The organism is Lactobacillus sp. CBA3605 (assembly GCF_002970915.1).
GTDB lineage: Bacteria > Bacillota > Bacilli > Lactobacillales > Lactobacillaceae > Lactiplantibacillus.
The window spans coordinates 2,076,487-2,101,906 of sequence record NZ_CP027190.1 but is presented as its reverse complement, the minus strand read 5'-3'; the positions used below and the strand labels follow the sequence as shown (position 1 = coordinate 2,101,906).

The following is a 25,420-nucleotide window of genomic DNA, read 5'->3' as shown; positions in this document are numbered from 1 at the left end:
CTGATGGAAATTATTGTTCAAAAATTTGGCGGGACTTCGGTTAAAGATGAACCGTCACGTAAACAAGCTTTAAAACACGTACAATATGCGATTGACCAAGGTGATAAAGTCATTGTCGTCGTTTCGGCAATTGGTCGTAAAGGGGCGCCCTATGCGACGGACTCCTTACTCGGATTGGTCCATGGTGACCAATCACGCTTAACCGACCGTGAACTCGACATGCTGGTCTCTGTTGGTGAAACAATCTCAACGACCGTCTTTACTGAACTTGCTCGTGAACAAGGCCTCAACGTCTTGGCTATGACGGGGCAAGATGCTGGTATCGTGACGAATGACGACTTTCAAAATGCTAAAATCTTACGGGTGAATACCCAACCGATTGAAGCCGCTTTTAATGACGCCGACGTGGTTGTGGTCACTGGTTTTCAAGGTGCAACTGAAACCGGGCATATCACCACGATTGGCCGGGGTGGTTCCGATACGTCGGCTGCAATTTTAGGTGCGGCCTTTAAAGCCAAGCGGGTTGATATCTTCACTGATGTCAACGGTATGATGACAGCTGACCCTCGCCTAGTCACCCATGCCCGTTTCATTGAAGCCATTAGCTATGAAGAACTGGCTAACATGGCTCATGAAGGTGCTAAGGTGATTCATCCTCGCGCCGTTGAAATTGCTGAACAAGCACACGTGCCGATGCGAATTCGGTCAACTTACCAGGCCCCTGATGAACTGGGAACCTTGGTCACTGACCGCACAACTACTCAGATTGAACACTATCGGACCGTAACCGGTATTGCTCATCAAACCGATTTGACGCAATTCACGGTCCCAACCGATACGCTGAGTTCAAGTGAGATTTTTCAGTTAATGGCACAACATCATTTAAGCGTGGATTTTATTAACATTACCCAACATCAGGTCGTCTTTAACTTGGTGAATGGTGATGCCCACGTGGCGGATGCCTTATTAACAAAGGCTCACGTTCATTGTCAAACGATTGGTGACTGTGCAAAGGTCTCCGTGGTCGGTGCTGGTATCACTGGGACACCGGGCGTCACTGCCCGCATCGTCACGGCGTTAAGCACCCAACACATCGAGATTTTACAGTCAACTGATAGCTATACCACTATTTGGGTTTTAGTTAAGCAGGCTGATTTAAAAGCTGCAATGAATGCCCTTCATGATGAATTCTTAGGCATTGAAAAATAATTAAAAAAAGATACCGCCGTTATCAAGTTTGCTAACTTGATAACGGCGGTATCTTTTTAGTCATTTTAATTTTCAGCCAAAATTTCAGTCAGCCGTTGTTCAAAAAATGGCAACCAAATATCGCGATAACCGGCCCGCGTTGGATGAGCATCGTCAACCATATATATCGCAGCACTGGCGGTCACAATTCTGATGCGGTCATTATTCCACACATCAATAATTTGAATTCCCCACTTTTTTTGCAGCTGATACAATACTTTAATCAAGTGCGCATACGCTGGATCCGGTTTACGTAAACACGTGAAAAAAGCGACCGGACAATTCCAGGTTTGTTGGGCATAGGCAATGATATATTCCATCGCACCAATCGTGGTCGTGCGATCAAAGTCTTCCAGCGCCTTAGATGCGCTAATTTTTCCGGGGGCAATGTTGAACCGTGTATCATTGGTTGACAATTGACACACAAACAAATCGAAAGCTTGATCCGTTGGTAAATCTTTTTGCAACCGTGCGGTATACGTTTTGGCCGAATCGCCACCTAATGTGGTTCCAGACACGGCTGCTTTCGTACTTTTAACCCCCGCATGGGCCGCTAAATATTCCGGTAGGGCATCCCCAAAAGAACCGGCACCATAAGTAATGGAAGAGCCTAAAAAAGCAATCCGCTCGCCTTGTAATTGAGAAGCTGGATCTAAGGTCATTTTTGTTGATGCAATGGCAGGACGATTCCCACGATAAAAGGCCACGCCCTTACCAACTAGCTTGGTCATCGCAACGGTGGTAGCCGTTGCTGCTAATAACTGTGTCGCTTTATTTTTCATACGTTTAACCTGACTTTCAAAAGATAATTTAATTATAACGCGTTTAACGACGATATTTTAACACAAAGTGACGTAAGGTCTGATTGAAGGCTGCAGGCACTTCGGCCATAATATCATGTCCACAATCTTCAATTGACACCGCCTGTATCTGTGCATTCGCTCGCTGTAATTGAGCCGCATACCCTGAGCGATAGTAAGGACTTTGCGTTGCCACCACCAATGTTACTGGAACCGCAGTCGCTAACAACATTGGCACCCAATTCTGTTGAAAATGATCCCTTAATAACACCTGATTAGCTTGTTCATCGAATGGTGCCTGTTGTTTCACTAAATTCAAGGCAGCCGTAACGGCTGGTTGCAAGCCATGCAAAGTTTCGTGTCCCGCCTTCGGTTGCGCCAAGGACACCATCAAATTAGCTGCTGTGACAGCTTTAAACCCGTAAGGCCACTGAGGTGTGTTTAGCATCCGTGGGGATTGGTCCACTCCCATGACGGCTCGCACTGCCACTAAGTTTTGTGACAATAACGCATAAGCAACACTCGCTCCCAATGAATGGCCCACAATTAACGGCCGCTTTAACTGGCAATGCCGACTTAATTCCGCCAGATCCTGCGCTAAGCGGGCTACGGTCAGCCCTTGCTGCGTACGTTGCGACCGGCCACTATTTCGATGGTCATACGTCACCACCCGATAATGCATTTGTTGTAAATAGGCCACTTGTAGCGTCCAGATTTCTTGATAGCCACCAAATCCGGGTACTAATATGACCGCTGGTGCTGTCTTAGGCCCCACATCCTGATAAGCTAGACGTACCTGATCACTCGTCCAAAAATCCATCCGGCTACCTCCATCGACGACCAAAAGCGTGACACCTAACAGTGAGCCACGCTTTGATTTAATTCTTAACCGCTTGCCACGGATTAGTCACCAATTGCGGTCCCTGGGCCGTTTTTAACAACACTGTGGTTGTGCGTTGTTGCGCATACTCTTCTAAAGAAAAGCCATTTTGGCCGGCCACCAACTGGACATCAACATGCACGCCAAACTGATTTAAAGCCTGCAATAATTGTTGCGCCGCACTCACCGTTAAGGGGTGTTGCGCAGGCATTATTAAATCTAAATCACTCGTTGGCTTAACCGCCGCTTGCCCAGTAGCTAACTCAAAGCCAGCACTACCGCCCAGTCCCCATGGTAATGACATTATTGACGCAATCGCTGGCAACGCTTGAAACACCGGCAATTGCTGGCGATTCGGCGTAATCATTTGCCAAGCCTTCGTGGTCACTAACTGTTCAGGACTAATTTGTTGCGCCATGTTAATTGGCCCTTTAAGCCATCCTGCCCATCGCTGATTTCGTTGCGGACCACGAACACCGACTGGAATCCCATTGAGTTGCGGTCCTCGCCGTACAACAACTACTGGCATTTGCTGTAACGCGGCCGGAACCCAACTAGGGATCGGCACTGAGCCTTCGAAATCAGTCGGTGCCACTAAGCGAATAATCGTATGCGGTGCAATTGGGACTAAGCTTGCCATTGTTCAGCCACAGCGGCGCGCATCTTACGCGTCGCAACGCGACCACTGGCTTTCGCAATCGCCGTTTCGTAACGCATGTGTAAGTCAGTCGGTTGATCAACCGTACTTTGAACAGCGGTCTCAATCAGATCATTAACTTTAGCCACTGCGGCTGGTGTTGCTGACCACGACTGAATCCCGTCAACAAATTGTGATAATGCCCCTAATTTTTGATAATTCTTAACATCATAAGCCATTGCTGGCACATGTTTGGTCGCTGCTTCTAATTCTGCGATAGTCCGTTGCGTAATGCGGGCGGCACTGGCCTTCGACATGGCTTGGACCGTAATCGACTCATCATCTAACAAGATTAATCGATTCGATTGCAACCCAAAGGATAAAAAGCCACCAGAAACGGCATCCCCAGGAATAAAAGCAATCACCGGATGCCCGGCTTGACGAGCCTTGGCTTCTGCCACCGCTGCTGCTGCCAAACTAAGATGAATGCCAATTAATTCTTCTTTGTACCCATAGGCTTGACTAGGCACATCAACAATCAAAACAATTGGCCGCTTAACCGGCTTGTCAGCATCCGCTGCCACAATCTGATCAATGACCGTTGCCACTGTGAAGCCCTCTTGTAACCCAACCTCGCCATGTCGCACCCGCGGGAACCGGTTATGTTCATCAGCCACAATTGCTAAATAAGCCCGATCCGCTTGATTGGCATAGAGCACAGTTGCGACCTCACTCTTAGCATTCGTGATGCCAGTCAACTTTTCAAACCACAACCGGCCCCGACTCTTCGTACCAAGTTGATCACTGGCTTTAGCTGGTGCAAGCTGATGCTTAACTGGCTTAATTGTCGCATACAATTGTCGATACCCCGCCGTGTCTAATGGCGCTGTCAGATCTAACTGATCTAATAAAGTCAGATAAAAATCATTACGTTCAGTCCGATGACTATCTTTCTTTGCCCGGATGGCATTCACCACAGCCTGCTTAATCGCACTAACTTGGTCGTCGATGACTTCATCAACAATCCCCGTAGCTGCCCGTTGCGTGGTCCCTAAAGTATCCCAAATTAAATCCTTATCACTGGCATCAAATTCGCGGACACCCGCTTCTTGTTCAATCACCTCGGGACCGTTCAATCCAACCCGAGCCTTCTTCGTCGTAATTAAATAAGATAACGTCGCTGACGTAATCGACATACCACCAAAAGAACCGACCCGGCCTGGAATAATCCCAATCACGGGCACATAGCTCTTTAGCGCAACAATGGCATTATGAATTTCAGAAATGGCTAATAATCCATAGTTAGCTTCTTGTAACCGTACCCCACCGGTATCCAGAATCAATACCGGATAAACAGAATGCCCCTGTTGATTATCTTTGAGCGTTTGTTCTAGCGCAGCAACAATTTTGGCACCGTTAACTTCACCAATCCCGCCGCCTTGAAAGCTACCTTCGATCGAAATCACGACCGCTGCTTGGTGATCAAGTTGGCCTTGCATTAACACCACCCCATCATCACTTTCAGGCACAATACCTTGTGGTTCCAAATGTGGCGAAATCAAATTATCAAATGGTCCAACCAACTCGCGAGCGGTGCCATCATCAAGTAACGCTTGGGCACGTTCGCGTGCATGTAATTCTACAAAACTTGTTTGCATATTATAAAGCCTCCATTGCTTGCGTTAAACGCAAGTTAACCACACCAGGCGTTGCCCCAAAATCATTAATTTCAATCGTAGCCGTAATGGGATAGCGCGCAAAGAAACGGGTTAAAACATTCCCCCAAACGGTTTTAAAGCCATCACTCCCAGTGACCACAGCTACCTCAGTAGTGGTGCCCGTAATTGGTTTTAGAATGACTTCCAAATCACCTGAAGCGACGACCCCAACGTGAACCGGTCGGCTAATCGGTTGCGTCGTTTGATAATTAAAATTCAATTTTTCCATAATTAGTTTGCCTCACTTTGTTAATCTTAATTGTGTTAGAAAATAGCTAGCTGCAAATAAATCGGCTGAGCCACCGGGCGAAATCTGTTGTGCTAAGGCGTAGGTCTGCAATGCTTGATAGTTAGGATTCGTCAACACTGGTTGCGAATCACGTAAAATTTGTTGTGCCTGAGATTGAAAACAACGTAATGTCGCCAAGTCTCGTCGGTAGACAATATTAGTATCATCCACCTGGGCACATAAACTTAACAAGCAACGTAGCCAGGCCTCGTCATCCGGCTGAGTTGGTACTTCAGCCAAAGCGCGCTGTAATTTAGGAAAGCCAGCTTGTGCCTCACCTTTTGCACCTGCTAGATGGTAACGTTGTCGAACTTGTTGCCCATGCGTTAATGCTGGCGTTGTTTGTTCAACTGAATCAGGGATTAATGCAATGCCCTGTGCATGGTTTAGAACCGTCATCAAGTTGTCGCTCATTGTGCTCATTAGTCCCGCAATTAATAAACTAAACGTCCAAATAGCCCCTTTATGCGTATTAACGCCCTGAGTAGTGGTGAACATAGCTTGTTCGGCTTCACGACCGAGGACCCCGAGCTTAGTTCGTAAGGTCTTATCCAATGGGTGCCGCTGACTCAAAATCCCCATCTGTTCAAAAGCTGGTTGTAAACTAAGCGCTGATTTTTCGAACAACGCCAAGTCCATATCAGTATGCGCACCACTAGATTGTTGATCAACCAACCCCGGTTTCGGTGTAAAGCGAACTTCCCATTTCAAAGCGGCTACCGCTTGTTCAGCTAGCTCAGCAGGTGAAATTGATAACGTCATTATCCATCACTCCTAATTTGATTATGACCAGCTCCGGAATTTAGCTGGTGGATTATATAACCCCTTCGACCAGGCCATCAGGTCATCCATATTTTGGGCGGCCAGCAAGGAACGCTTGGCCTCATTTCGATGGACGCCTAAGTCCTCTGGCAGCGCCACAATTCCACGTGCCCGTAAATCAGCTAACTGTTTCGCATTACTCCGTAACCCAACTGGGGTGACGCCGGCAATTGCTTCAATTGCCGCTTGGCGTTCAGCCATACTATCAGTCTTATACAAGTAGGCGATACCTTCTTCGGTCACAATATGCGTCGTATCTTCGCTATAAATCATAATCGGAACATTTTTTAACTTCGCTTCAGTTTGAACTTTTTCCGCATCTAAATGATCAACGAATACTGGTTTTTTATTGGCACCAAACGTTTCAACCATTTGAACGACTAATTTTTGACCTTTACCTAACGGATCATCTGTCGGTCGTAAACTTTGCCAAGCTGGGGTTGAGTGCCGACGTCCAGTCGGATTACTCCCCATATTTGGTGCACCACCGAAACCAGATAATCGACCAGCCGTGACCGTTGACGAATTGCCATACTGATCAATCTGCAACGTTGACCCCACGAACATATCTAGCGCATACTGTCCGGCCATTTGACCAAACGCACGGTTAGACCGCATACTGCCATCTTTACCGACAAAGAACACATCGGGCCGGGCCGCAATATATTGTTCCATCCCAACTTCACCACCGAAGCTATGGATAGATTGAATCCAACCACTTTCAATCGCAGGAATTAGTGTCGGTGTCGGATTAACTTCCCAATTAGGGACGATTTTACCTTTTAAGCTCAATTGTTCGCCGTAAGTTGGTAACAATAATTCAATCGCAGCCGTATTAAAGCCCACCCCATGGTTAACGGATTGGACGTGATGTTTTTCATAAATCCCTCGAATCGCCATCATGCCCATTAAAATTTGCAACTCTGTGATATTTTGTGGATCCCGCGTAAACAACGGTTCCAATTGATAAGGGGCATCCGCTGGAATCACCACATCAATCCAATCACCTGGAATATCGACGCGGGGAACCCGGTCGACAACTTCATTAGCTTGTACAATGACGATGCCGTCTTTAAAAGCAGCGGCTTCAACAATGACTGGTGTTTCTTCCGTATTATTACCAGTGTATAGATTACCTTCATGGTCAACTTTATCCGCCGCCACTAAGACAATATTGGGAATCAAGTCCACGTACAAGCGTGCATATAATTCTAAGTAAGTATGAATATCACCGACTTGCATGGTCCCATCGGCAATCATTTGAGAGACACGGGTACTTTGTGGCCCTGCAAATGAAAAATCCATTTTATTAGCGATACCTAACTCAAAAATATCTAAATGCTCTGGCCGCGAAATACTCGACATAATCATGTGTAAATCATGCACCTTATCCGGGTCAACCGCAGCTAACGTCTGTGATAAAAAGCTGGCTTGTTTTTGATTGTCACCTTCCAAAACCACCTTATCACCTGTTTTAATTAAAGTTTCCAAGACAGCCTTGGCATCTGATGTCTTCGCAAATTTTCCGGTTAACAATGGCGCTGCAGCTTCTAAGCGAGCTGCTTTAGCATCACGTTTCGTCGTCCAAGATTTATTTGTCACACTCATTTATAGAACCTCTTTCCATTTATTCAATAAAAATTCAACATCATCGACCGACATTGCGGCCAGATTCAACGTTCGAATAGTTGGTTGATACGTTTTAATCAATTTTGTAAAGACTTGACCAGGACCAAATTCTAAGCTAACGTTTAGCCCAGATTCTTGTCCAATGGCAATCATCGTATCCCAATAAACCGGGTAGCGTAGATTATTAGCTAAATCAAACGCCACACCAGCAGCGTCTCGAACCCGATGCCCATTCCAATTAGTTAAATAGGGACACTGCGGTGTTGCTAACTGCTTGGTCGCTAGCGCCTGGGTTAGCTGCTGGGCCACGCCCGCCATCAACGGTGAATGTGACGGTACGGGGACTTGCAATAGTTTAGCGTGTTGCGCGCCTTGAGCTAAGGCTAATTTCAAAACTTGTCGAATGCCCTCTAATACGCCGGAAACGGTATTTTGCAGCGCCGTATTTTGATTTGACAGATACACCGCCGGATATCGTATCTGGACTTGAGTCACAATTGACTGGAGTTCGATACGGGTCAGCCCGACGACAACACCCATCCCGTAACCTGTCGGATATGCGGCTTGCATGGCAGTTGCACGCAAATAGACTAAATTAATGGCTGTATCAATCGTAATAACTTTGGCAGCAACCGCTGCGGCAAACACCCCTAAAGAATGTCCCGCAACAGCTTGCGGTTGGACATCTAGCGCCTGTAATTGTTGTAATTGGGCTAATTGCAAAACTAGAATACCCAATTGAATCTGTACAGCATCTTCATAAGCCGCAGCGGTATCAGCCAGTGTTAACCCTGTTAACTCGGTAACACGTTGCTTCAATGCCGCCGGAACAGTTGCTAACATGCCGGCTCGTTGACTACCTTGACCAGGAAAAACCCATAAAGCTTGCATCCTGTCATCTCCTCGTAACTTGACCGTGCTAACACTTCACTTGATCCCACGATTCTACTTTAAAGCGAAACGATATAAATGTATAATAGTAAAAAGAAAAGAATAATAACCATTTGGTTATCATTCTACTGGAGGTCAACGCATGAATTTAACCCACTTGAAATGTTTTGCAGTCGTCGCTCAAAAGCAAAGTATCACCCAGGCCGCTAATCAGCTCTATATCTCGCAACCGGCTGTCAGTAAAATGATTCATCAGTTAGAAACTGAATTAGACGTTCAATTATTTGATCGTCAAGGTCGTACCATTAAGCTAAATCGAGCTGGTGAACTATTCTATAGCTATGTCACCGACGTCTTAGATGAATTGAACCGGGGGATTAATGCAGTTACCGGTGGTATCGATGTTAGTGAACAGCCCATTGAAATCACCCTGGAAGTCGCCTCTTCCCTAATTCCACAAATTGCGACCACGATTCAAACCAAGTTTCCTAACGTTCGTTTAAATTTAAAACAACACGTCGTGACGACCGGTGATTTTCAAAATTCAGATTTTATCATTACTAGCCGCCTATTGCCTGAGATGACCAGTACGCCATTGTTTAAAGAAGAAATTTTAGTCGGTTGGCATGCTCAAACTGGACTTAACAAACGATTTATTGCCGTTGACGACCTCATCGACAAGACTTTTGTGGGCCTGTCACCAGCAAATTCATTACGTGCTGCGGTGGATCACTATTTCATGCGCGCCGGTAGTCCCTTAAATTATCGCTATGAAACTGATGATCCCGCTACCGTTCGGGGCTTAATGGAAGCAGGCATTGGTTATGGTTTCATTCCAGCAATAACCTGGCAAAAAGTTGGTCGGAAACTACATCTGGCTCGGCTAATGCCAGAACCCTTAGAACGAACGATTTATTTAAGCGCCCCTAAACAAACTCAGAGTGATATCCAACGTGAAATCGGTAATGAATTGATTCGCCTTTTTTTAGCTTATCAAACGAGTGCGCTTAAAATTTAACTTGCAATTTTACAAGATGGTCGTTATATTAAATGCGTTGCCAATACTTAATGACTGATCTCACAATCACATTAAAGGTGGCTCATGATAATATGAAAACTCAAACCAAAATGACGCCCGTGGCTGATATTGGCGATTTTATGAAGATTAGTGCCTGTACAGCGGTCATGTTACAGACTGTTCTAGCACTCGCCTTAACAACTAACCCTAATCATGCGACACAACTGCTGATTGGGGTCTTTTACGACCTCGTTAAATTCACCGCACCTGCTTTTATTTTCGGGATTCTTTATACCACTACCCGAACAACTTTTCCCAGCTATTTGCCAGACTACCCCAAATACTTACGACGTCAATGGTCAGCGCTAGTCGTCCCTACAATTTGGTGGACCTTAATCTATCTGATTATTTTCCCAGGTATGCAACAAATGACGCCCTATCACAATTGCCTGAGTTTTCTATGGCAATTCGTTAATGGCAATGCCGCTCCCCATTTATGGTACAACACCATGATGTTGCAATTTATCCTGTTAATGCCGCTATTCTGGGCTTTAGCGCGCTGGGTCACTGGCCATCGTTATCGGGCCACCATGGTCACTGGCTTAACTTTGCTTGGCTATACCACTTGGCTTTGGTTTTATGATACCAACGTTTGGCACGGCCCTCAGGCACAAAGTTGGTACTTACTAGATCGCCTTTTCATCAGTTTCTTGATTTATGGTATTTTCGGCGTCCTCGCATGGACCCAACGTCACACGATTAATGCTTTAATTCATCATTGCCGTTGGTGGCTACTTGCCGGGTACTTGGCCGCCTTTTATTGGACTAACCGAACATTATTTCAGTTTGGCTTCCCCATTAAACTAACTAACGCCCCTTATTATCAACCAGCTATGACCTTGTATGCACTTATCGTCATTGGGTTAATCATCGCACTAGCCAATCACCAAATAAAAAAATCAGCTACTAGTTTGCCGGTCATTCATTGGCTAGCCACATACGCCTACCGGGCCTATCTTGCGAATGTCTTTTGGTTACAAGTCGTTTGGCGCGGGTTGACACATCATTTTAGCCAACAGCCCCTCTTAATGATTATCACCAGTTATATCCTAACTTGGGGATTGTCATTTGCCTCAGCCTATGGTTTTCATTGGCTTCGGACTCACTTTAAAACTTGGCACCAAAGTCGGCACGCAACTAACGTTAGAAATTAAGGTCAACGGGTGACTTTTCACGTAATTGCATGGTATCCTAGAAAGCGTAAATTAGCGTATTTTATTTGAAAAGGACGTAAAAATTAATGAAAGCAAGTCAATTAATTAATAGCTTAAAATTTAAACAAGTCCAACCCGCATTGACCACCGACTTTGAGGTGACCTTATTAACGCAAGATACCCGTGAAATCAAACCTGGCGCTGTCTTTGTGGCTGTCGATGGCTACCACGTTGACGGTCATGACTTAGTCGCTCAAGCCGTCGCTCAAGGTGCCCAACTGATTGTGGCCCAAAAACCCATTCAGGTGACCGTACCAGTCATTTATGTGCAAAATACTGAACGAGCCATGGCCATCTTAGCCGATGTCTTTTATGGTGCCCCTAGTCAAAAAATGCGGATGATTGGTGTAACCGGAACCAACGGTAAAACGACCGTCACTCACTTAATCGAACAAATCTATCGTGATAAAAAGCAAGCAACTGGCTTGATTGGCACGATGTATCGAAAAATTAAAGATGAAAAATTTCCAACTGCCAACACGACACCAGACGCAATCACCACGCAACGGACGTTAGCAGCAATGCGCGATGCCGGCGTCGAAACCGTTGCCATGGAGGTGTCTTCCATCGCATTAGTTTTAGGTCGAGTTTGGGGCATTGATTATGATATTGCCGTCTTCACCAACTTAACGCAAGACCATTTAGACTTTCACAAAACCATGGCTAACTATGCCCAAGCAAAAAGCATGCTCTTTGCGCAACTAGGTAATAAATACGATGCTAATGGGACTGCTAAAGTTGCCGTGTTAAACACGGATGATCCGATTGGCCGTGAATTCGAACAATATACCGCCGCCCATGTGCTCAGTTTTGGCTTAAAGCCAGATGCGATGATTAATGCGCAAAACGTTCAAATCAAGAGTCATGGCACAGAATTTGACTTGTCCGTCTTCGGCCACGTTACGCATGTCACCATGAAACTCATTGGGCAATTTAATGTCTACAATATGCTGGCTGCTTTCGCTGCAGCTTACGCCAGTGGCCTACCAGAAGACCAAATTATCACTTCGCTAGAAAAAGTTGCCGGCGTTAAAGGGCGTTTTCAAGCGATTCCATCACATACTGGCGTGAGTGTGATTGTTGATTACTCCCACACCCCAGATGGCTTATTGAACGCCTTGGAAACCATTCAAGACTTTGCTAAACAAGATATTTATTGCGTCGTCGGTTGCGGTGGTGACCGTGATAAGGGTAAACGACCAAAAATGGCTAAAATTGCTGTCGAACGAAGTACGAAGCCCATTTTCACTTCCGATAATCCTCGCACCGAAGATCCCGAAATGATCTTACAAGATATGGTCGCCGGTGTCCCTGACCAGACGGTCCCCGTTTATGTTGATCGGCACGTGGCAATTGCCAAGGCAATCGCCCAAGCTCAACCTGGCGATGTCGTTCTAATTGCTGGTAAAGGTCATGAAGATTACCAAATTATTGGTCGCACTAAACATCACTTTGATGATAGTGAAGAAGCCGCACAAGCCTTAGCTTTAAAACCGACTGTGGATTAACTTAATAGCTCAATTCAAAAGGCGCACACGAAAAAATCGTGTGCGCCTTTTGAATGGGCGTTAATCAAGCCTAGTCATTTAAATAATCGGTTTGATTCCAAGTTTTTATAGTAAATTTTTGATTATCCTGCGTCTCCACAATCGTCAAACTATCATTAGCCACAATACCGTGACCAATCGTCGTTAATTCCTGCCCGTTAACAACTAGCGGTGCGCGCAAGTCAGCAATTGGAACACCCATCAACGTTTTAATGGTCATTGTCGTCACTAATCCATGTGAGACGATCAGAATTGGTTGCGGATTTGTCACCCCCGCCGTCGTCACGGCGGCATGGACAGCGGCGGTCGTGCGTTGCACGAATTCAGCGTAGCTCTCACCGCCACCGGCTAATTCTGGCTGGTAGCGTTCCGGCTGATGAATCACAAAGTCCAACTGTTCTTTAGGGGCGACGTCTTTTTCAAGTTGCCCGTCCCACGTCCCAAAATCTAGCTCTCGCAACCGGGGATCAAGCTTAATGGTGGGATGCCACTGATTAGCAGCTGTAATGTATTCCGCCGTCTTGAGCGCCCGCAGCTGTGGACTACTATAGACTTGAGCAAACTGAACAGCACTCAAATAGCGCCCCGCCGCTTGGGCACCTTCAATTCCACTCGCCACTAACGGCGAATTAACAGCACCGCCTTGAAATCGGCGTTCAACATTGTACTGGGTACGACCGTGCCGCACAAAATAGATTTGCATTGCCTTAACAACCTTCCTAACTGACTTATTAACCTTTATTTTACCCGTGTTCGGTTAATTAGCCAAAAAATGTTCAGGACTAACCTTGAACATTTTTGATAAGTCTATTGAATTATTGATTTAATCATATGTTGATAAGCATGGATACCAATCATTAATTGCCCATCAGCCACAAAACCTTGGCGATGATATAACTTAGCCGCTTTAGGATTACCTTCATCAACGTTCAAACTCAACTTCGTCAACCCTTGGGCCTGAGCAACTGCGGGTAACGCCGCTAACAATTGGCTACCAATCCCTTGGCCTTGTCGCTTTGGATCAACCGCTAACATACTCAGATACCATTCACCAGGACGCGTTTCGCCACCAAGTTCCAATGGTGCCGTAAATTCAGTTGCCGCTGCTGAGACCTCTTTCAAACGAGCATTAACAGCCACTTCATTAGCGGCCGGATGACCAAAAGCCACCCCACTAACTTGATTGTGATCATCAACCATGACCAATGTCTGTGCCAAACCATTTAGATTTTCAGGTAAGGCATACAGCGTCGTTAACATCGCTAATAATGCAGTATCCGAAATATTTTTTAATACGGGCATTGCCATATCGCGATAAATAATCGCAATTAGCGGCGCAATTTGCGCACTATCTGCTGGCTGAGCCTGCCGAATTTTCATGATATAACCTCCATCAATTATTAAGGTCACTTTACCAAATTCTATCAAACACCGTCAACCCTTTAGCTTAGTCGCATGCCGGTGTTCAATCGTCATCACCCAAGTCGTGACTGGCACGGTAAGAATGACACCGATTAATGCAAATAAAACCATGATGACTTCTGCCACAAAAATTTTATTATTAATCACACTACCAAAAGAATAATGTAAGCCGGAAAACCAGATGAATAAGGCTAAAAAACCGCCAAAGAAACCGAAAAATAGCGTATTAAACGTGGTCCCAATAATTTGTTTGCCAATACTAATGCCATCAATATAAAGCCGCGCTGTCGTGACGTTTGGATGTTGCTCAATAATTTCACTCAGCCCGGCCGCAATCGCAATCCCGGCTTCCGCAATTGCACCTAGTGTACTTAATATGGCTTCAGTAATGGCAACGCCCACAAAAGACACGCCAATTGTTAACGACATTCCTTCTAGGTCTTCGCTATCTTCAAGACTAAAACCTTGGGCCATAACCCAATTTTCAACAGGAAAAATAATTAAAATTAACGCCACCATCACAATCAAGGCAGCAATATAGGCCGTTTTAGCCGCTACTTCATTCGCTTCCCCAAAGAAAATCGTGAACGCTAAAATAATCGTGCCGATGACTAATGAAACTCCCATCGCCGGAAAGCCCCAGGAAATGAAGACGACCGCTAAGAATAATAAGCCAAAGTTAAAAATAAGACTTAAAAAAGCGGTGGCGCCAGTTTTACCACCCACCAAGGTCATCAACGCAAATAAGACCAGTCCTAAAACCGTAATGGTACTCATTATGCGGTCACCTCCTTAGGCATCAAGCGACTCGCTAACCAACTTGCTACTGGAATTGCTAGTACGATACCAATCCCTGAAATCAAGCTTTGAACCATCCCTAACGACATATTCATCGAAAAAGTGTAACCCCAATTGTTGCCATTCCGTAAATATAATAACGTCATGGCAAACGTATCCGCCATAAAAATTAAAAATAACACGTTGATTAAGGGCCCCATAATCGACCGCCCAATTTGAATACCAGATTTAAAAACTTGTCGTGCTTCAATATTAGGTCGTTCGGTTCGTAATTGAAATAACGACGCAACAATGTCGGTTGACTCATCCATAACCGCACCTAAAGATCCTAATACCGTCTCAACTAAAAAGAGCGGTCGAGGCACTTGGGTCACATATTGCATTGATTCATAAGTGATCCCACGTTCATGTGTCACATTAAAGACAATCAGACTAATCACCACGGCTAACCCAGTCCCCACAATCGTGGCACCAAGCGTCACTAACATCTGGCGACTAAATCCAAGGACCAAGGACAACGTTAACACGGCAAAAATCAGCGCTAAAATTCCAAATAACCAGTATAAATGATTGCCATTAGTCATCAAATCAATTTGAATGGCACCATAAAATAAGACCGCATTTAAACTGACACTTAATAACGCCATGAAGCCGCTAAAGCGCATAATTAAAAGCAATAATGCCATCGCCAACCAAGCAACTGCAGCCAAGGCAGTATCCCGTTTCAACCCTTGCAATGTCACAGAACTTTGTTTATCACTAGGAATTCGTAAAAACACTTGATTTCCAACGTGATAGGCTTGATCCATCGCTTTAGACTTCGTATACGTGTTTTTTAGCCGATAACTTTGACCACGATGTCCTTTGTTCAACACCTTCACTGTCACCCATTGTGTATAAGTGACATCTTTATTCTCAAACTCATCCGTGCTGGTCGTTCGATTAATTGCACGAACTTTCGTCACTTGACCAACTGTTTGCTGATATAGTTTAGCGTCAACCCGGGTTAGTCCCACCCCAATCAACCCTAATAAAATCACCACTAACGTTAGCCAGCGACCCCAATGTTTTAGTTTCATCCGCTTCACATTTTTCACCCTTTTCGCTCGTACTATCTTTAGCTTAGCATGCGCTTTAACCTTTGCACGAGTTTACCCATCAATCTTTACCAGAAACTAAGAAGCTTCAATCTGGGTTTGTAAAGCCTGTAGCCAATCCAATTCAGTCACATTTTGGGTCCGCTTCGCTGCCTTGAGTCCTTGCTTAATTAACGTTTGTGCTAGCGTTGGTTGTTGATCTACCCGCCAAGCATACACCGCGCGTAATTTATAGTTAGTTAAGGGCGCATAGCGTTGTAACAGTTGTTGAACGCCAGTATCTCGATACCAGCCCAAAATCTGGGGACTCAAATGATTCGCCAATAAATTCCAATAGAGCGTTGCATCCAAATATTGGGCTAAGTCCTCTGGTGGTAACTTATCAAAGCTGGGTTCCAACCGGCTCAAGCCCGTTAACAACTCAGGCATTGCCAAGCCATGTTGTAAGCCCCACATTAAGACTAGCCAAGCCTGCCGCACCACAAAGTAATTCTGATTGCCCCCACCCTGCGGTAACACAATCATGGCAGCGGGTAAATCAGCGACTCGGCCAGTTGTAATTTGTAAGGCTTGGGCCCGTTCCGTCACATAAGCGGCGGTCATCGCTGCGGGGGATTCATGCGCAGTCTTAAAGTTCAATGCCGCAGTCGGCCGCCCATGTAAAATCATCGGTAAAAGCTGGCCAACCTTTAATGTATTCACCCAGATCCAAATAATAAAGGCAAGTAACCACAAATTAAATGACAATGTAAATTGCCCTAACGTGACGAGGCTCAAAACGACAACAAGTAAACTGAATAAGCCACCCCCAAAGCAAGCGACAGCATAATTAAAGCGCGTCGTGTCGGTAGCCGGTTCCGCAACTACATGCGGATAACTCATCAACGGGCGTTGCCAGCGCCAATGTCCTTGGACCCGACTAAGCTGATACCGAAAGCCCGCAATTTGTACCACTTTGGCCCCGATTAACCGATACCCCAGCCACTGACCCAGATCATAAATTAAAGTTGCACCTAGTTCACTGCCAATCAACGCTAGTCCTAACCAACCAACCGTTGAAATAAATTGTCCGACAAGTTGCATTTAACTGCCTCCTTATTGCGTTAATTTAGTCGTAATGATGCTTGCCGTAAGAAAACGGGCTGCTGTTCTTGTAACATGAAAGTCAATAATCGAGTCGCATACGTCGCTGGGCGTTGATTAGCAGCGACCGTCTGATTTAACTGCGTCAAGTTATCCGTAATCAACCCATCGACTCCCATAAACATCATCTGGTTCATATCTTTTTCTTGATTAACCGTCCACGCATAGACTTGCTTATGTTGCGCATGTACGTCCCGGACAAACGACGAATTCAATGTGGAGTATTCCATCGTAAAAAAGGTTGCCTGACTATGCGGTACGCCAATCAGATTGTACGGTAAAATATAGCCAGCCGAAACTTTGGGCATCTGCGTACGTGCTTGTTCAATAATCCGATAACTCAACGACTGTAATAAATCATGATGCGTGGTGATTGTCGTTTGATATTGCTTAGCAAAATCCTGGACCAACGTGGCAGGATCACTACTCGTTGTCTTTATCTCAATTAATAGCTTTTGATGCAACTTTTCAGCGACCTTCAAATAATGACTGAAGCTGACAACTTGTGCCTGACGACCATTTTCACGCATCGTTAATTTTGTTAGTTGCGCCAACGTCAATTGATTAACTTGACGATTGACCCCGGTTAACGACCGTAAATTTTTATCATGCATCACCACAAACTGCCGGTCCTTGGTTTCATAAACATCCATTTCGATATAATCTGGATGCTGCTTAGCGGTTCGACGTAAGGCGGCAATTGAATTTTGGACCCCATTGTTATTAGTCACGCCGCGATGTGACGCTGTTTGGGGTTGTGAGAACCCCCAGCCCCCTAAATAAGCAATATTCACTACCACGAGGATTAACCCAACAATGGATAAACCGATGGCAATTAATACGGGACGCCGTGCAGCTGGTTTCCCCAACGGCCAACTCAACCAACTTTGGGTAATTGTAACACCAGCTAAATCACTAAAAAACATTAGTGATAATGCGGTTAAGTACACACTCAATAAAACTTGAACGACTTCAACCAAGATCAGGTTAATCACGGCAATGACAGCGCGATAACGCACGTAATCATCAACGAACAATTGAATGCCATAAACAGATAAATTAATTCCCCAAGTGGCTAGCCAAGTCACACCACCAATTAGAAGTAACGTCCAAATAATCCTGATAGTTTTACCGCTAGTTCGTTGCCAACTCGCTGTTAAAGCCTGCTTAATTGGCCAATTTTTTAAAATCATTAGTGGTAAAACAGCAATTAGGCGTACGCCCACGTAAAAAGTGCCAGCATATGCAAGCATCAATAACGCATATAAGACCCAATGACCACTTTCCAGCCATTCAATGATAAATACGGGAATTCGAACTTTCGCCAGTAAACTTGTGGAAAATCCAATACCGCCAAATGGCAGAATCAAAATAAAATATAACAATAAAAAACCAAATGCTTGTGGCACCTGGCGTACGGTTTGGATGAGCGCTTGCCACAATAAATTACCTGTTGCTAAGCGACTCCCTTCTCGTAACCGTTTGATGCCAGTGAGTAATAGCCAAAATTGATAATAAATGGTCCCGATAATTAATAAAACAATCACCACCAGGCCGATTAACACCCACGGTTGCTTCAGTAAAACCGCGCCGAGATTACTGTAGGTTAAGTACGGTACCCCAAAGACCACTAATAACTCCGCTGCTAGCCAATTATAGATTGGAATCACCACTGATGAAACGGTTTCATTAACTAATAAAATTAATGCGCCATACATTAACCAGCGCCGCCAAAAATAACGATTCGCTTGTTGCCAATAACGCCACCCGAATTGCATTCAAACACCCCTACTTAAAGATTATTTTAATTATAACAGTTATCCGTTACAATATTAGCGCCAATTGCGGGTATCATCACAAGCAGGTTTACTTTTAGTTTCCGCTGGTATAACGTAAGTTTAGCGTCCTAGGAACACACCTTAATGGGTTAAAAGCGAGGTATCGATGATGTTTTTATTATTACTAACAATTTTTGGTGTTTGGGCCACTTATAAGTTCTTCACAAAATGGCTCTGGTGGTTACTTGGTCTTGTGATTGTCGTCAACCTAGTCGCTTGGTTCATGCGTTACGGCTGGCTATTAATTATGGTCAGTAGTTTTGCGCTGGCTAGCTGGTTATTTTATGTTGCTTACAAGAAGTACCAGCTGAAACATCGTTAGCCTAAGCACAAAAAAGCCGGTACAGCAAGGCTTTACGACCTGCTAATACCGGCTATTACTTTTACCAATTGCGCCCCCCGAGAATCGAACTCGGATCGCAAGGACCGAAATCTCGCGTGCTATCCTTTACACTAAGGGCGCCTACTCTTTATTTTAGCACAATTAAGCCCGAATGTCGGTTTAAAATAATTAACTGACCGAACCAGTTTAAGACTGGATTGGGTGGTTTAATGGTTCAATATAACAAACAACCGAACCCTTACTAGAGTCGACAGTTGCGCTAATCATTAAATAGATACAGAACAAACTTCAACGATTAAAGTCACTAATTATAAAGCATTTCAATAAAAACGATTGACAATCAATTAAGGAGTTGTTTTAATTAAAATGTAAGTCTCGGCGTGTTTTTAATTCAACAGTCCGTTCGGCAACTTGCGGACTTTAATGATTTGACGGTCACTTTTTGGTGACTAAAAATAAATTACGGACTAGCAACCGGGTTCGTGAACGCCGTGGATGGCGTAGTTACCTGCTTAATTACCTTAACGACCACTTCATTACTAGCCTGTAATGATGGGGACTTGGTCTTAAGGCCATTAAATAGAATCGAAAGGAAAAGGTCAGTTATGGCTAACTATCAAAAATCAGAGGCATCATTAGCGGCAAGTGCCCAATTAATTGGCATTTTCGCTGAAAAAGTCCGACGCCAAATCATCATTGCTCTGGGGAACAGTGGTGACGGCTTAAACGTGACTGACATTACCGCTTTAGTCAACATCTCACGACCAGCAGTTTCTCACCACTTACGCCTCATGCGTGAAGCTGGCGTGATCGCCATGCGCAGTAATGGCGTAGAACATATTTACTACCTCACTTTGGCGCAACCATTAGCACAACTACAAGCTACCTTTACCACGCTGGCATCAGATTTCGGACCCGTTACCGATCAACATTAGGGATTAAAAAGGCATTTGGATTTTATCCAAATGCCTTTTTAATCCCTAAAATTTGATTTCAACTCATTTTTAAACCCTTAACTTTTGTAAATCAGGTGGTAAAGGCGCCGTAAACGTCAAGCGTTGGTCACTAAAGGGATCTTGAAAGCCTAAAGTGGCCGCATGCAGCGCTTGTCGTTCAATTAAAGTTTGGTCCCCACCATACAAGGCATCACCCAATAACGGATGACCAAGCGCCGTTAGATGCACTCGAATTTGATGCGTCCGCCCCGTTACTAATTGTAATTTCACCTGTGTCATCTTAGCGGTCGTTTGTAGAACCCAATATTTGGTTACCGCTGGTTGACCACTAGTCATCACTGTTCGTTTAGGACTTGCCGTTTCGCGGCCAATTGGTAACGAAATGGTGCCCGTCGTTGGCGTTAGTTGCCCACTAACCCAAGCCAGATAGGTTTTCGTTAACGTCGCCTGAATGGGCGCATACGTCAACATACTCTGAGCGATGCGATGTTTTGCAATCAACACTAATCCGCTAGTATCGCGATCCAAGCGTGTAATTAAATGAGGCTTTTGATTGGCGGCATGCGTCGCTAACAGGTAACCCTTAACTCGATTAACCAGTGTATCGGTTCGATTACTAGGACCAGGCACACTCGTTAATCCCGCCGGTTTATTGACCACCAACCAATTTTCATCCGCATAAATAACCGCTATAGGGCCTGTACTAACTGCAACCGTTGGATCTGCGGCCTCATCCGGGATCCGGATCCCGGCAACTTCGCCCGTCTTAATCGTGATCACACCGGTTTGAACCCGCTGATTAACGATGAATTGACCCTCACCGTGTTTAATGGCCTTAATCAGCCGCATACTAATCCCGTGCTGTATCAAAAAATGTTTCATGGAAACGGATTCGCCAGTATGGCGCCAGTCAACTTGCATTTTAGGCCATCCTCTCTGTATTAAACTAAGACTTAACTACTTCTCATGTACAAGTCACGAATAATTTTAGCCATGGCGGACAGACGTACATTGTCTTAATGTCGAATATCCAAAATAACATCGCATCTTTTGGTCAAGTTCTGAGTGATATTTATGGTTTTCTGAACAAAGCCAAGCCTTAATCAGCAGTTGCTGGTTGATGTGCAAAAGCCCGAATGGTTGCCATAAAAGTCTCACCATACTTTTCAAGCTTGCTAGCGCCGACCCCTTTAACATCTAGAAAGGCCGCATCCGTTTCCGGCATAATTTCACCCATTGAATGCAATGTTTTGTCTGAAAAGATGACAAACGGTGGCACATGTTGCGCTTCAGCCAAGTTCCGCCGTAAAGTCCGTAATTGTTCAAATAACGCATCATTTTCAGGCGTCGACCGTTCGACGGTCTGCGCCGTTTTGCGATAGACCTTGGTTTCGCCTTTAAGCACGGCGACCCCCGTTTTAGTCACACCCAAGGTTGGATATTGACCACCCATACTTTGCAAATACCCGGTGGCCGTTAAAAAATCAATCAATTCAGCGACACTTTTTTGCCGTTGACCGGCCATAATCCCATAAGTGGGTAATTCATCCAAGTGGGACTCGCGAACGCGTTGATTATTAGCCCCCGTTAACACTTGTGCCACCACAATTTTGCCGAACCGTGCATGTAACCGTACGACACAAGACAAAACCTTTTGCGTGGCCGTGGTAATATCTTGTTCCGCCCGCTCATCCTGGCAATTACTGCAACGCCCACACGGCTCAGAAGACTCACCAAAGTAATTCAAAATAAACTGCTGTAAACAGCCTTGGGTATTGGCATATTGTGACATGACTTGGAGTTTTTGATAAGCGCGATGCTTATGTTCCGTATCCATTTCGGATTCATCAATAAAGAAATGTTGAATATGGGCATCTTGGGCCCGATACATTAAGACCGCCGTACTTGGCAAGCCATCTCGACCAGCCCGACCGGCTTCTTGATAATAGGCTTCTAGGGTGCCGGGAACTTGAGCATGAATGACAAACCGCACGTTACTTTTATCAATCCCCATCCCAAAGGCATTCGTCGCCACCATCACTTGCACCCGATCATACAAGAAATCTTCTTGATTTTGCCGCCGCACTTGGTCGTCTAATCCCGCATGATATTGAGTCGCCTTAATCTGATGCTTAGTCAACAGCCCCGCTAACCGCGTGACTTCTTTCCGGGTACTAGCATAGATAATCCCAGCTTCGTTGGCATTAGCAGCTAGATAGTCTAAAATATAACGATCCGTATCCTGACCTTTCACAACTGCCAAATCCAGATTATCACGGGCAAACCCCGTGTTCACTTCATGATCTGGTTCAATCTTTAATAAGTGCCGAATATCCTTGGCAACTTGTTCCGTTGCCGTCGCCGTCAACGCCAAGACTTGCGGCTGGCTCGGCAATTGCTCAACAGCAGTACTCAATGCTAAATAACTCGGTCGAAAATCATGCCCCCACTGTGAAATACAATGGGCCTCATCAATAGCCAATAGTTTAATTGGCAACTGGCCTAAATCACGAATAAACTGGGGTGAATCTAACCGTTCAGGTGCAATATAGAGTAAGGTGTAATCGCCCGCTCGTAGGGCTTGTAACCGCTGATTAATTGCCTGATAGTCCAACGAACTATTGATGAACGTGGCTGCAATTCCATTATCATTGAGCGCATCAACTTGATCTTTCATCAATGAAATCAACGGCGAAACAACGACCGTTAATCCGTCAAAGAGTAACGCCGGAATCTGATAACAGAGTGATTTACCGCCCCCAGTTGGCATGATTGCCAACGTGTTTTCTCCCGCCAACACTTGCTCGATGACCGCTTTTTGCCCCGGCCGAAATTCATCATAACCAAACGTTGTTTTTAATACTTGTTGTGCCGCTGCTAAGTCCATCACCTAAGCTCCTCCGTCTTAATTCAGTGGTTCTATTCTACCGAGAATTTTACCAAGTTACAACTTGAGCAGTTGCAAAAAAATGGTTTGCCGTTCAACTATCATTAAGGGGTCGGCAGTTGATTCTAATCATCAACTGCCGACCCCTTAATGAACACAATGCTTTTTATGTAATCCCGTTATTTTGACTGTTTCGGCCGACCGCGATGATCAACCAAACCGTCGGCACCCGCTTGCTGATATTTCCGGACCCAAGTGTACACTTGCGAATAGGATACTTTAAACTTATCAGCGGCCTGCTGATAATTATTATCATGCGCTAACGTATATTGAACAATCTCAATTCTCTCAGTATATGTCGCTCGCCGTCCACGTGCCATCACCAAGCCCCCTTTTATTAACCATGTTTTATCATACCAAGAGATGCCAGATTTTTGTAGCTTTAAATTTGGGTTTTTACGCATTATTAAAGTTCTTTCACTGGCAGCAGAGAACATTTGTTCGCATAATAACTATTGAGGTGAGTCCATGTCTAATCAAAACCTACTTGTCAGATTTGACAACCAAACTAAAATTTTAAAATTCGATCCTTTTTTCAGGTCACTATAATCAGCGCCATCAATTCGTCATCACGAAATTTATGGTCGGCCAACCGATGACAAGCTAGTTTTTTCGCCCGCTTAGGAAGCGTATAATGGATTTAATAAATTAAAGGAAGTGTCGTTCACATGACAAAACGTATTCAAGGTTCTTGTACCACCATTCTCGTTGGTAAAAAAGCCTCAATTGATGGGTCAACCATTATTTCCCGTAACGATGATGGTCACGAAGCTTTAGATCCAGAACGATTAGTAGTCGTTAATCCTGCTGACCAACCCCGCCACTATCAAGCAGTCTTAAGTAAATTCCACATGGATTTACCAGACAATCCGTTGCGGTACACGTCAATTCCTAATTCAATTCTCACTAATGGGACTTGGCCTGCAGCCGGGATTAATAGTGAAAACATCGCAATGTCTGCAACTGAAACCATTACGACTAATTCACGCGTTTTAGGCCTCGATCCATTCGTTACCGATGGTATTGGTGAAGAAGACTTGGTCACTCTAGTCTTGCCTTACATTCATAGTGCGAAGGAAGGGGTCGAACGCTTAGGCGACCTCTTAAAAACCTATGGGACTTATGAACCTAATGGGATTGCGTTCTCTGACAACAACGAAATTTGGTGGTTAGAAACCATCGGTGGGCACCATTGGGCTGCCAAACGAATTCCTGATGACGCCTACGTAGTCGCACCTAACCGGATGAACATCGATTCCTTTGATTTCAGCACCGCAGATACCATGGCCTCTGCTGATTTAGAACAGTTCATCAACGATAATGATCTTAATCCAGACTTTGATCACTACAACTTACGCCACATCTTTGGTAGCGCAACAATCAAAGATACCGTTTACAATAATCCGCGTGCTTGGTTCGGTCAAAAATACTTCACGCCAGCAGTTGAACAAGATCCGATGGCCCAAGATTTACCTTTTATTTGTCATGCTAATCGGAAAATTTCGATTGAAGACGTTAAGTTCGTCTTGAGTTCTCACTATGAAAATACGAAATACGATGTTTACGGTAGTGGTAACGAGGCAGATAAGACCTTGTTCCGACCGATTGGGATTAATCGTAATCATGATGTGCATATTTTGCAGATTCGGAATCATGTCCCTGCTGAAATTGCTGGAATTCATTGGCTTGCATTTGGTGCCAATACGTTTAACACCGTCGTACCATTTTACTCAAATGTCACCGATACCCCTGCCAGCTATAAAGATGCGGATGGTACCTTTAACTTGAATAATATGTACTGGTTAAGCTGTACCACTGCCCTATTAGGCGATACCAACTACGATTTTTACGTCGATATGCGGAATAGTTTTGACTTAAACACCATGAGCGCTTATCGTCAGATTCAACATACCACCGACGCTGGCCTAAGCCGGCAGACTAAGATTCAAACCTATTTAGCCGCTGCTAACCAACAATTAGCTGACGAATCGATGCGCCGCCAAACCAAATTATTAGGTGATATGGTCATTTCCGGTTCTGAACAAATGAAATTGCGCTATAACCTCAATGATTAAATGAGAAAGTCGGCCATAATCACTCGCTGAATTTTAATTTTAGGGTTT

General features: G+C 44.8%; 24 protein-coding genes and 1 tRNA gene. 7 read left to right on the top strand and 18 right to left on the bottom strand.

The annotated features are described in order from the left end of the window. The first annotated feature begins 3 nt into the window (after positions 1 to 3). Positions 4 to 1,209, top strand: a complete 1,206-nt coding sequence (gene dapG / locus C5Z25_RS10080) for an aspartate kinase (protein ID WP_105452495.1) — start codon at positions 4 to 6, stop codon at positions 1,207 to 1,209. A 65-nt stretch (positions 1,210 to 1,274) separates the two neighbouring features. Here the strand turns inward: dapG and C5Z25_RS10075 are convergent, their stop codons facing one another. The 8 genes from C5Z25_RS10075 to C5Z25_RS10040 are packed head-to-tail and all read right to left on the bottom strand — an operon-like array spanning position 1,275 to position 8,914. Beyond that, positions 1,275 to 2,030 carry an SGNH/GDSL hydrolase family protein gene (locus C5Z25_RS10075; RefSeq protein WP_105452494.1) on the bottom strand — a complete coding sequence of 252 codons (756 nt, stop codon included), beginning with the start codon at positions 2,028 to 2,030 and terminating at the stop codon, positions 1,275 to 1,277. Positions 2,031 to 2,073: 43 nt separating this feature from the next. After that, positions 2,074 to 2,868, bottom strand: a complete 795-nt coding sequence (locus C5Z25_RS10070) for an alpha/beta fold hydrolase (protein ID WP_105452493.1) — start codon at positions 2,866 to 2,868, stop codon at positions 2,074 to 2,076. Between the two features lie 58 nt (positions 2,869 to 2,926). Then, on the bottom strand, positions 2,927 to 3,568 hold the full coding sequence (locus C5Z25_RS10065) for a malonate decarboxylase holo-ACP synthase (protein ID WP_105452492.1): 642 nt from the start codon (positions 3,566 to 3,568) through the stop codon (positions 2,927 to 2,929). Then, a complete protein-coding gene (gene mdcD / locus C5Z25_RS10060; RefSeq protein WP_105452491.1) occupies positions 3,556 to 5,223 on the bottom strand; it encodes a biotin-independent malonate decarboxylase subunit beta in 1,668 nt (555 codons plus the stop codon). The genes C5Z25_RS10065 and mdcD overlap by 13 nt, the downstream gene beginning before the upstream one ends. Before the next feature lies 1 nt (position 5,224). Then, complete coding sequence (locus C5Z25_RS10055) at positions 5,225 to 5,512, bottom strand: malonate decarboxylase subunit delta (RefSeq protein WP_105452490.1); 288 nt, start codon at positions 5,510 to 5,512, stop codon at positions 5,225 to 5,227. Between the two features lie 12 nt (positions 5,513 to 5,524). After that, positions 5,525 to 6,334, bottom strand: coding sequence for a triphosphoribosyl-dephospho-CoA synthase (locus C5Z25_RS10050; RefSeq protein ID WP_105452489.1), 810 nt, complete (start codon positions 6,332 to 6,334; stop codon positions 5,525 to 5,527). A 21-nt stretch (positions 6,335 to 6,355) separates the two neighbouring features. Continuing rightward, entirely contained in the window at positions 6,356 to 8,002 is a 1,647-nt protein-coding gene (gene mdcA, locus C5Z25_RS10045; protein ID WP_105452488.1) for a malonate decarboxylase subunit alpha, read from the bottom strand. Continuing rightward, complete coding sequence (locus C5Z25_RS10040) at positions 8,003 to 8,914, bottom strand: acyltransferase domain-containing protein (protein ID WP_105452487.1); 912 nt, start codon at positions 8,912 to 8,914, stop codon at positions 8,003 to 8,005. It abuts the gene before it with no gap. A 142-nt stretch (positions 8,915 to 9,056) separates the two neighbouring features. On the opposite strand from C5Z25_RS10040, the gene C5Z25_RS10035 reads away from it, so the two are divergent. From C5Z25_RS10035 to C5Z25_RS10025, 3 genes are all read left to right on the top strand, one after another. Next, complete coding sequence (locus tag C5Z25_RS10035) at positions 9,057 to 9,932, top strand: LysR family transcriptional regulator (RefSeq protein WP_105452486.1); 876 nt, start codon at positions 9,057 to 9,059, stop codon at positions 9,930 to 9,932. Positions 9,933 to 10,024: 92 nt separating this feature from the next. Further along, complete coding sequence (locus tag C5Z25_RS10030) at positions 10,025 to 11,146, top strand: acyltransferase family protein (RefSeq protein ID WP_105452485.1); 1,122 nt, start codon at positions 10,025 to 10,027, stop codon at positions 11,144 to 11,146. An 86-nt stretch (positions 11,147 to 11,232) separates the two neighbouring features. Next, the gene (locus C5Z25_RS10025; protein ID WP_105452484.1) at positions 11,233 to 12,714 is read left to right on the top strand and encodes a UDP-N-acetylmuramoyl-L-alanyl-D-glutamate--2,6-diaminopimelate ligase; all 1,482 of its coding nucleotides are present in this window, start codon (positions 11,233 to 11,235) and stop codon (positions 12,712 to 12,714) included. Between the two features lie 70 nt (positions 12,715 to 12,784). On the opposite strand, the gene C5Z25_RS10020 is transcribed toward C5Z25_RS10025, so the two are convergent. From C5Z25_RS10020 to C5Z25_RS09995, 6 genes are all read right to left on the bottom strand, one after another. Continuing rightward, positions 12,785 to 13,456: a histidine phosphatase family protein gene (locus C5Z25_RS10020; protein ID WP_105452483.1), complete on the bottom strand. Its 672-nt coding sequence runs from the start codon at positions 13,454 to 13,456 to the stop codon at positions 12,785 to 12,787. A gap of 104 nt (positions 13,457 to 13,560) precedes the next feature. After that, a complete protein-coding gene (locus C5Z25_RS10015) occupies positions 13,561 to 14,133 on the bottom strand; it encodes a GNAT family N-acetyltransferase (protein WP_105452482.1) in 573 nt (190 codons plus the stop codon). A gap of 54 nt (positions 14,134 to 14,187) precedes the next feature. Next, positions 14,188 to 14,952 carry a YibE/F family protein gene (locus tag C5Z25_RS10010; RefSeq protein WP_105452481.1) on the bottom strand — a complete coding sequence of 255 codons (765 nt, stop codon included), beginning with the start codon at positions 14,950 to 14,952 and terminating at the stop codon, positions 14,188 to 14,190. Beyond that, positions 14,952 to 16,052, bottom strand: coding sequence for a YibE/F family protein (locus C5Z25_RS10005; protein ID WP_105452882.1), 1,101 nt, complete (start codon positions 16,050 to 16,052; stop codon positions 14,952 to 14,954). The genes C5Z25_RS10010 and C5Z25_RS10005 overlap by 1 nt, the downstream gene beginning before the upstream one ends. 96 nt (positions 16,053 to 16,148) lie before the next feature. Then, a complete protein-coding gene (locus C5Z25_RS10000) occupies positions 16,149 to 17,153 on the bottom strand; it encodes a hypothetical protein (protein ID WP_105452480.1) in 1,005 nt (334 codons plus the stop codon). Between the two features lie 20 nt (positions 17,154 to 17,173). Further along, positions 17,174 to 18,991: a glycerophosphoryl diester phosphodiesterase membrane domain-containing protein gene (locus C5Z25_RS09995; protein ID WP_105452479.1), complete on the bottom strand. Its 1,818-nt coding sequence runs from the start codon at positions 18,989 to 18,991 to the stop codon at positions 17,174 to 17,176. A gap of 166 nt (positions 18,992 to 19,157) precedes the next feature. On the opposite strand from C5Z25_RS09995, the gene C5Z25_RS09990 reads away from it, so the two are divergent. Further along, positions 19,158 to 19,373 carry a hypothetical protein gene (locus C5Z25_RS09990; RefSeq protein ID WP_158682938.1) on the top strand — a complete coding sequence of 72 codons (216 nt, stop codon included), beginning with the start codon at positions 19,158 to 19,160 and terminating at the stop codon, positions 19,371 to 19,373. Positions 19,374 to 19,442: 69 nt separating this feature from the next. Here the strand turns inward: C5Z25_RS09990 and C5Z25_RS09985 are convergent. Then, positions 19,443 to 19,514, bottom strand: a tRNA-Arg gene (locus C5Z25_RS09985). A gap of 485 nt (positions 19,515 to 19,999) precedes the next feature. Here C5Z25_RS09985 and C5Z25_RS09980 point away from each other — a divergent pair. Beyond that, positions 20,000 to 20,329, top strand: coding sequence for an ArsR/SmtB family transcription factor (locus C5Z25_RS09980; protein WP_105452477.1), 330 nt, complete (start codon positions 20,000 to 20,002; stop codon positions 20,327 to 20,329). Positions 20,330 to 20,398: 69 nt separating this feature from the next. Here C5Z25_RS09980 and C5Z25_RS09975 read toward each other — a convergent pair whose 3' ends face one another. From C5Z25_RS09975 to C5Z25_RS12530, 3 genes are all read right to left on the bottom strand, one after another. Further along, positions 20,399 to 21,271 (bottom strand): RluA family pseudouridine synthase, encoded by an 873-nt coding sequence (locus C5Z25_RS09975; protein WP_105452476.1) that lies wholly within the window; start codon positions 21,269 to 21,271, stop codon positions 20,399 to 20,401. A 178-nt stretch (positions 21,272 to 21,449) separates the two neighbouring features. Further along, positions 21,450 to 23,240, bottom strand: coding sequence for a DNA helicase RecQ (gene recQ, locus C5Z25_RS09970; protein WP_105452475.1), 1,791 nt, complete (start codon positions 23,238 to 23,240; stop codon positions 21,450 to 21,452). A 176-nt stretch (positions 23,241 to 23,416) separates the two neighbouring features. Next, a complete protein-coding gene (locus C5Z25_RS12530) occupies positions 23,417 to 23,617 on the bottom strand; it encodes a helix-turn-helix domain-containing protein (RefSeq protein ID WP_105450048.1) in 201 nt (66 codons plus the stop codon). Positions 23,618 to 23,965: 348 nt separating this feature from the next. On the opposite strand from C5Z25_RS12530, the gene C5Z25_RS09960 reads away from it, so the two are divergent. Next, entirely contained in the window at positions 23,966 to 25,372 is a 1,407-nt protein-coding gene (locus C5Z25_RS09960) for a C69 family dipeptidase (RefSeq protein WP_105452473.1), read from the top strand. Positions 25,373 to 25,420: the final 48 nt, after the last annotated feature.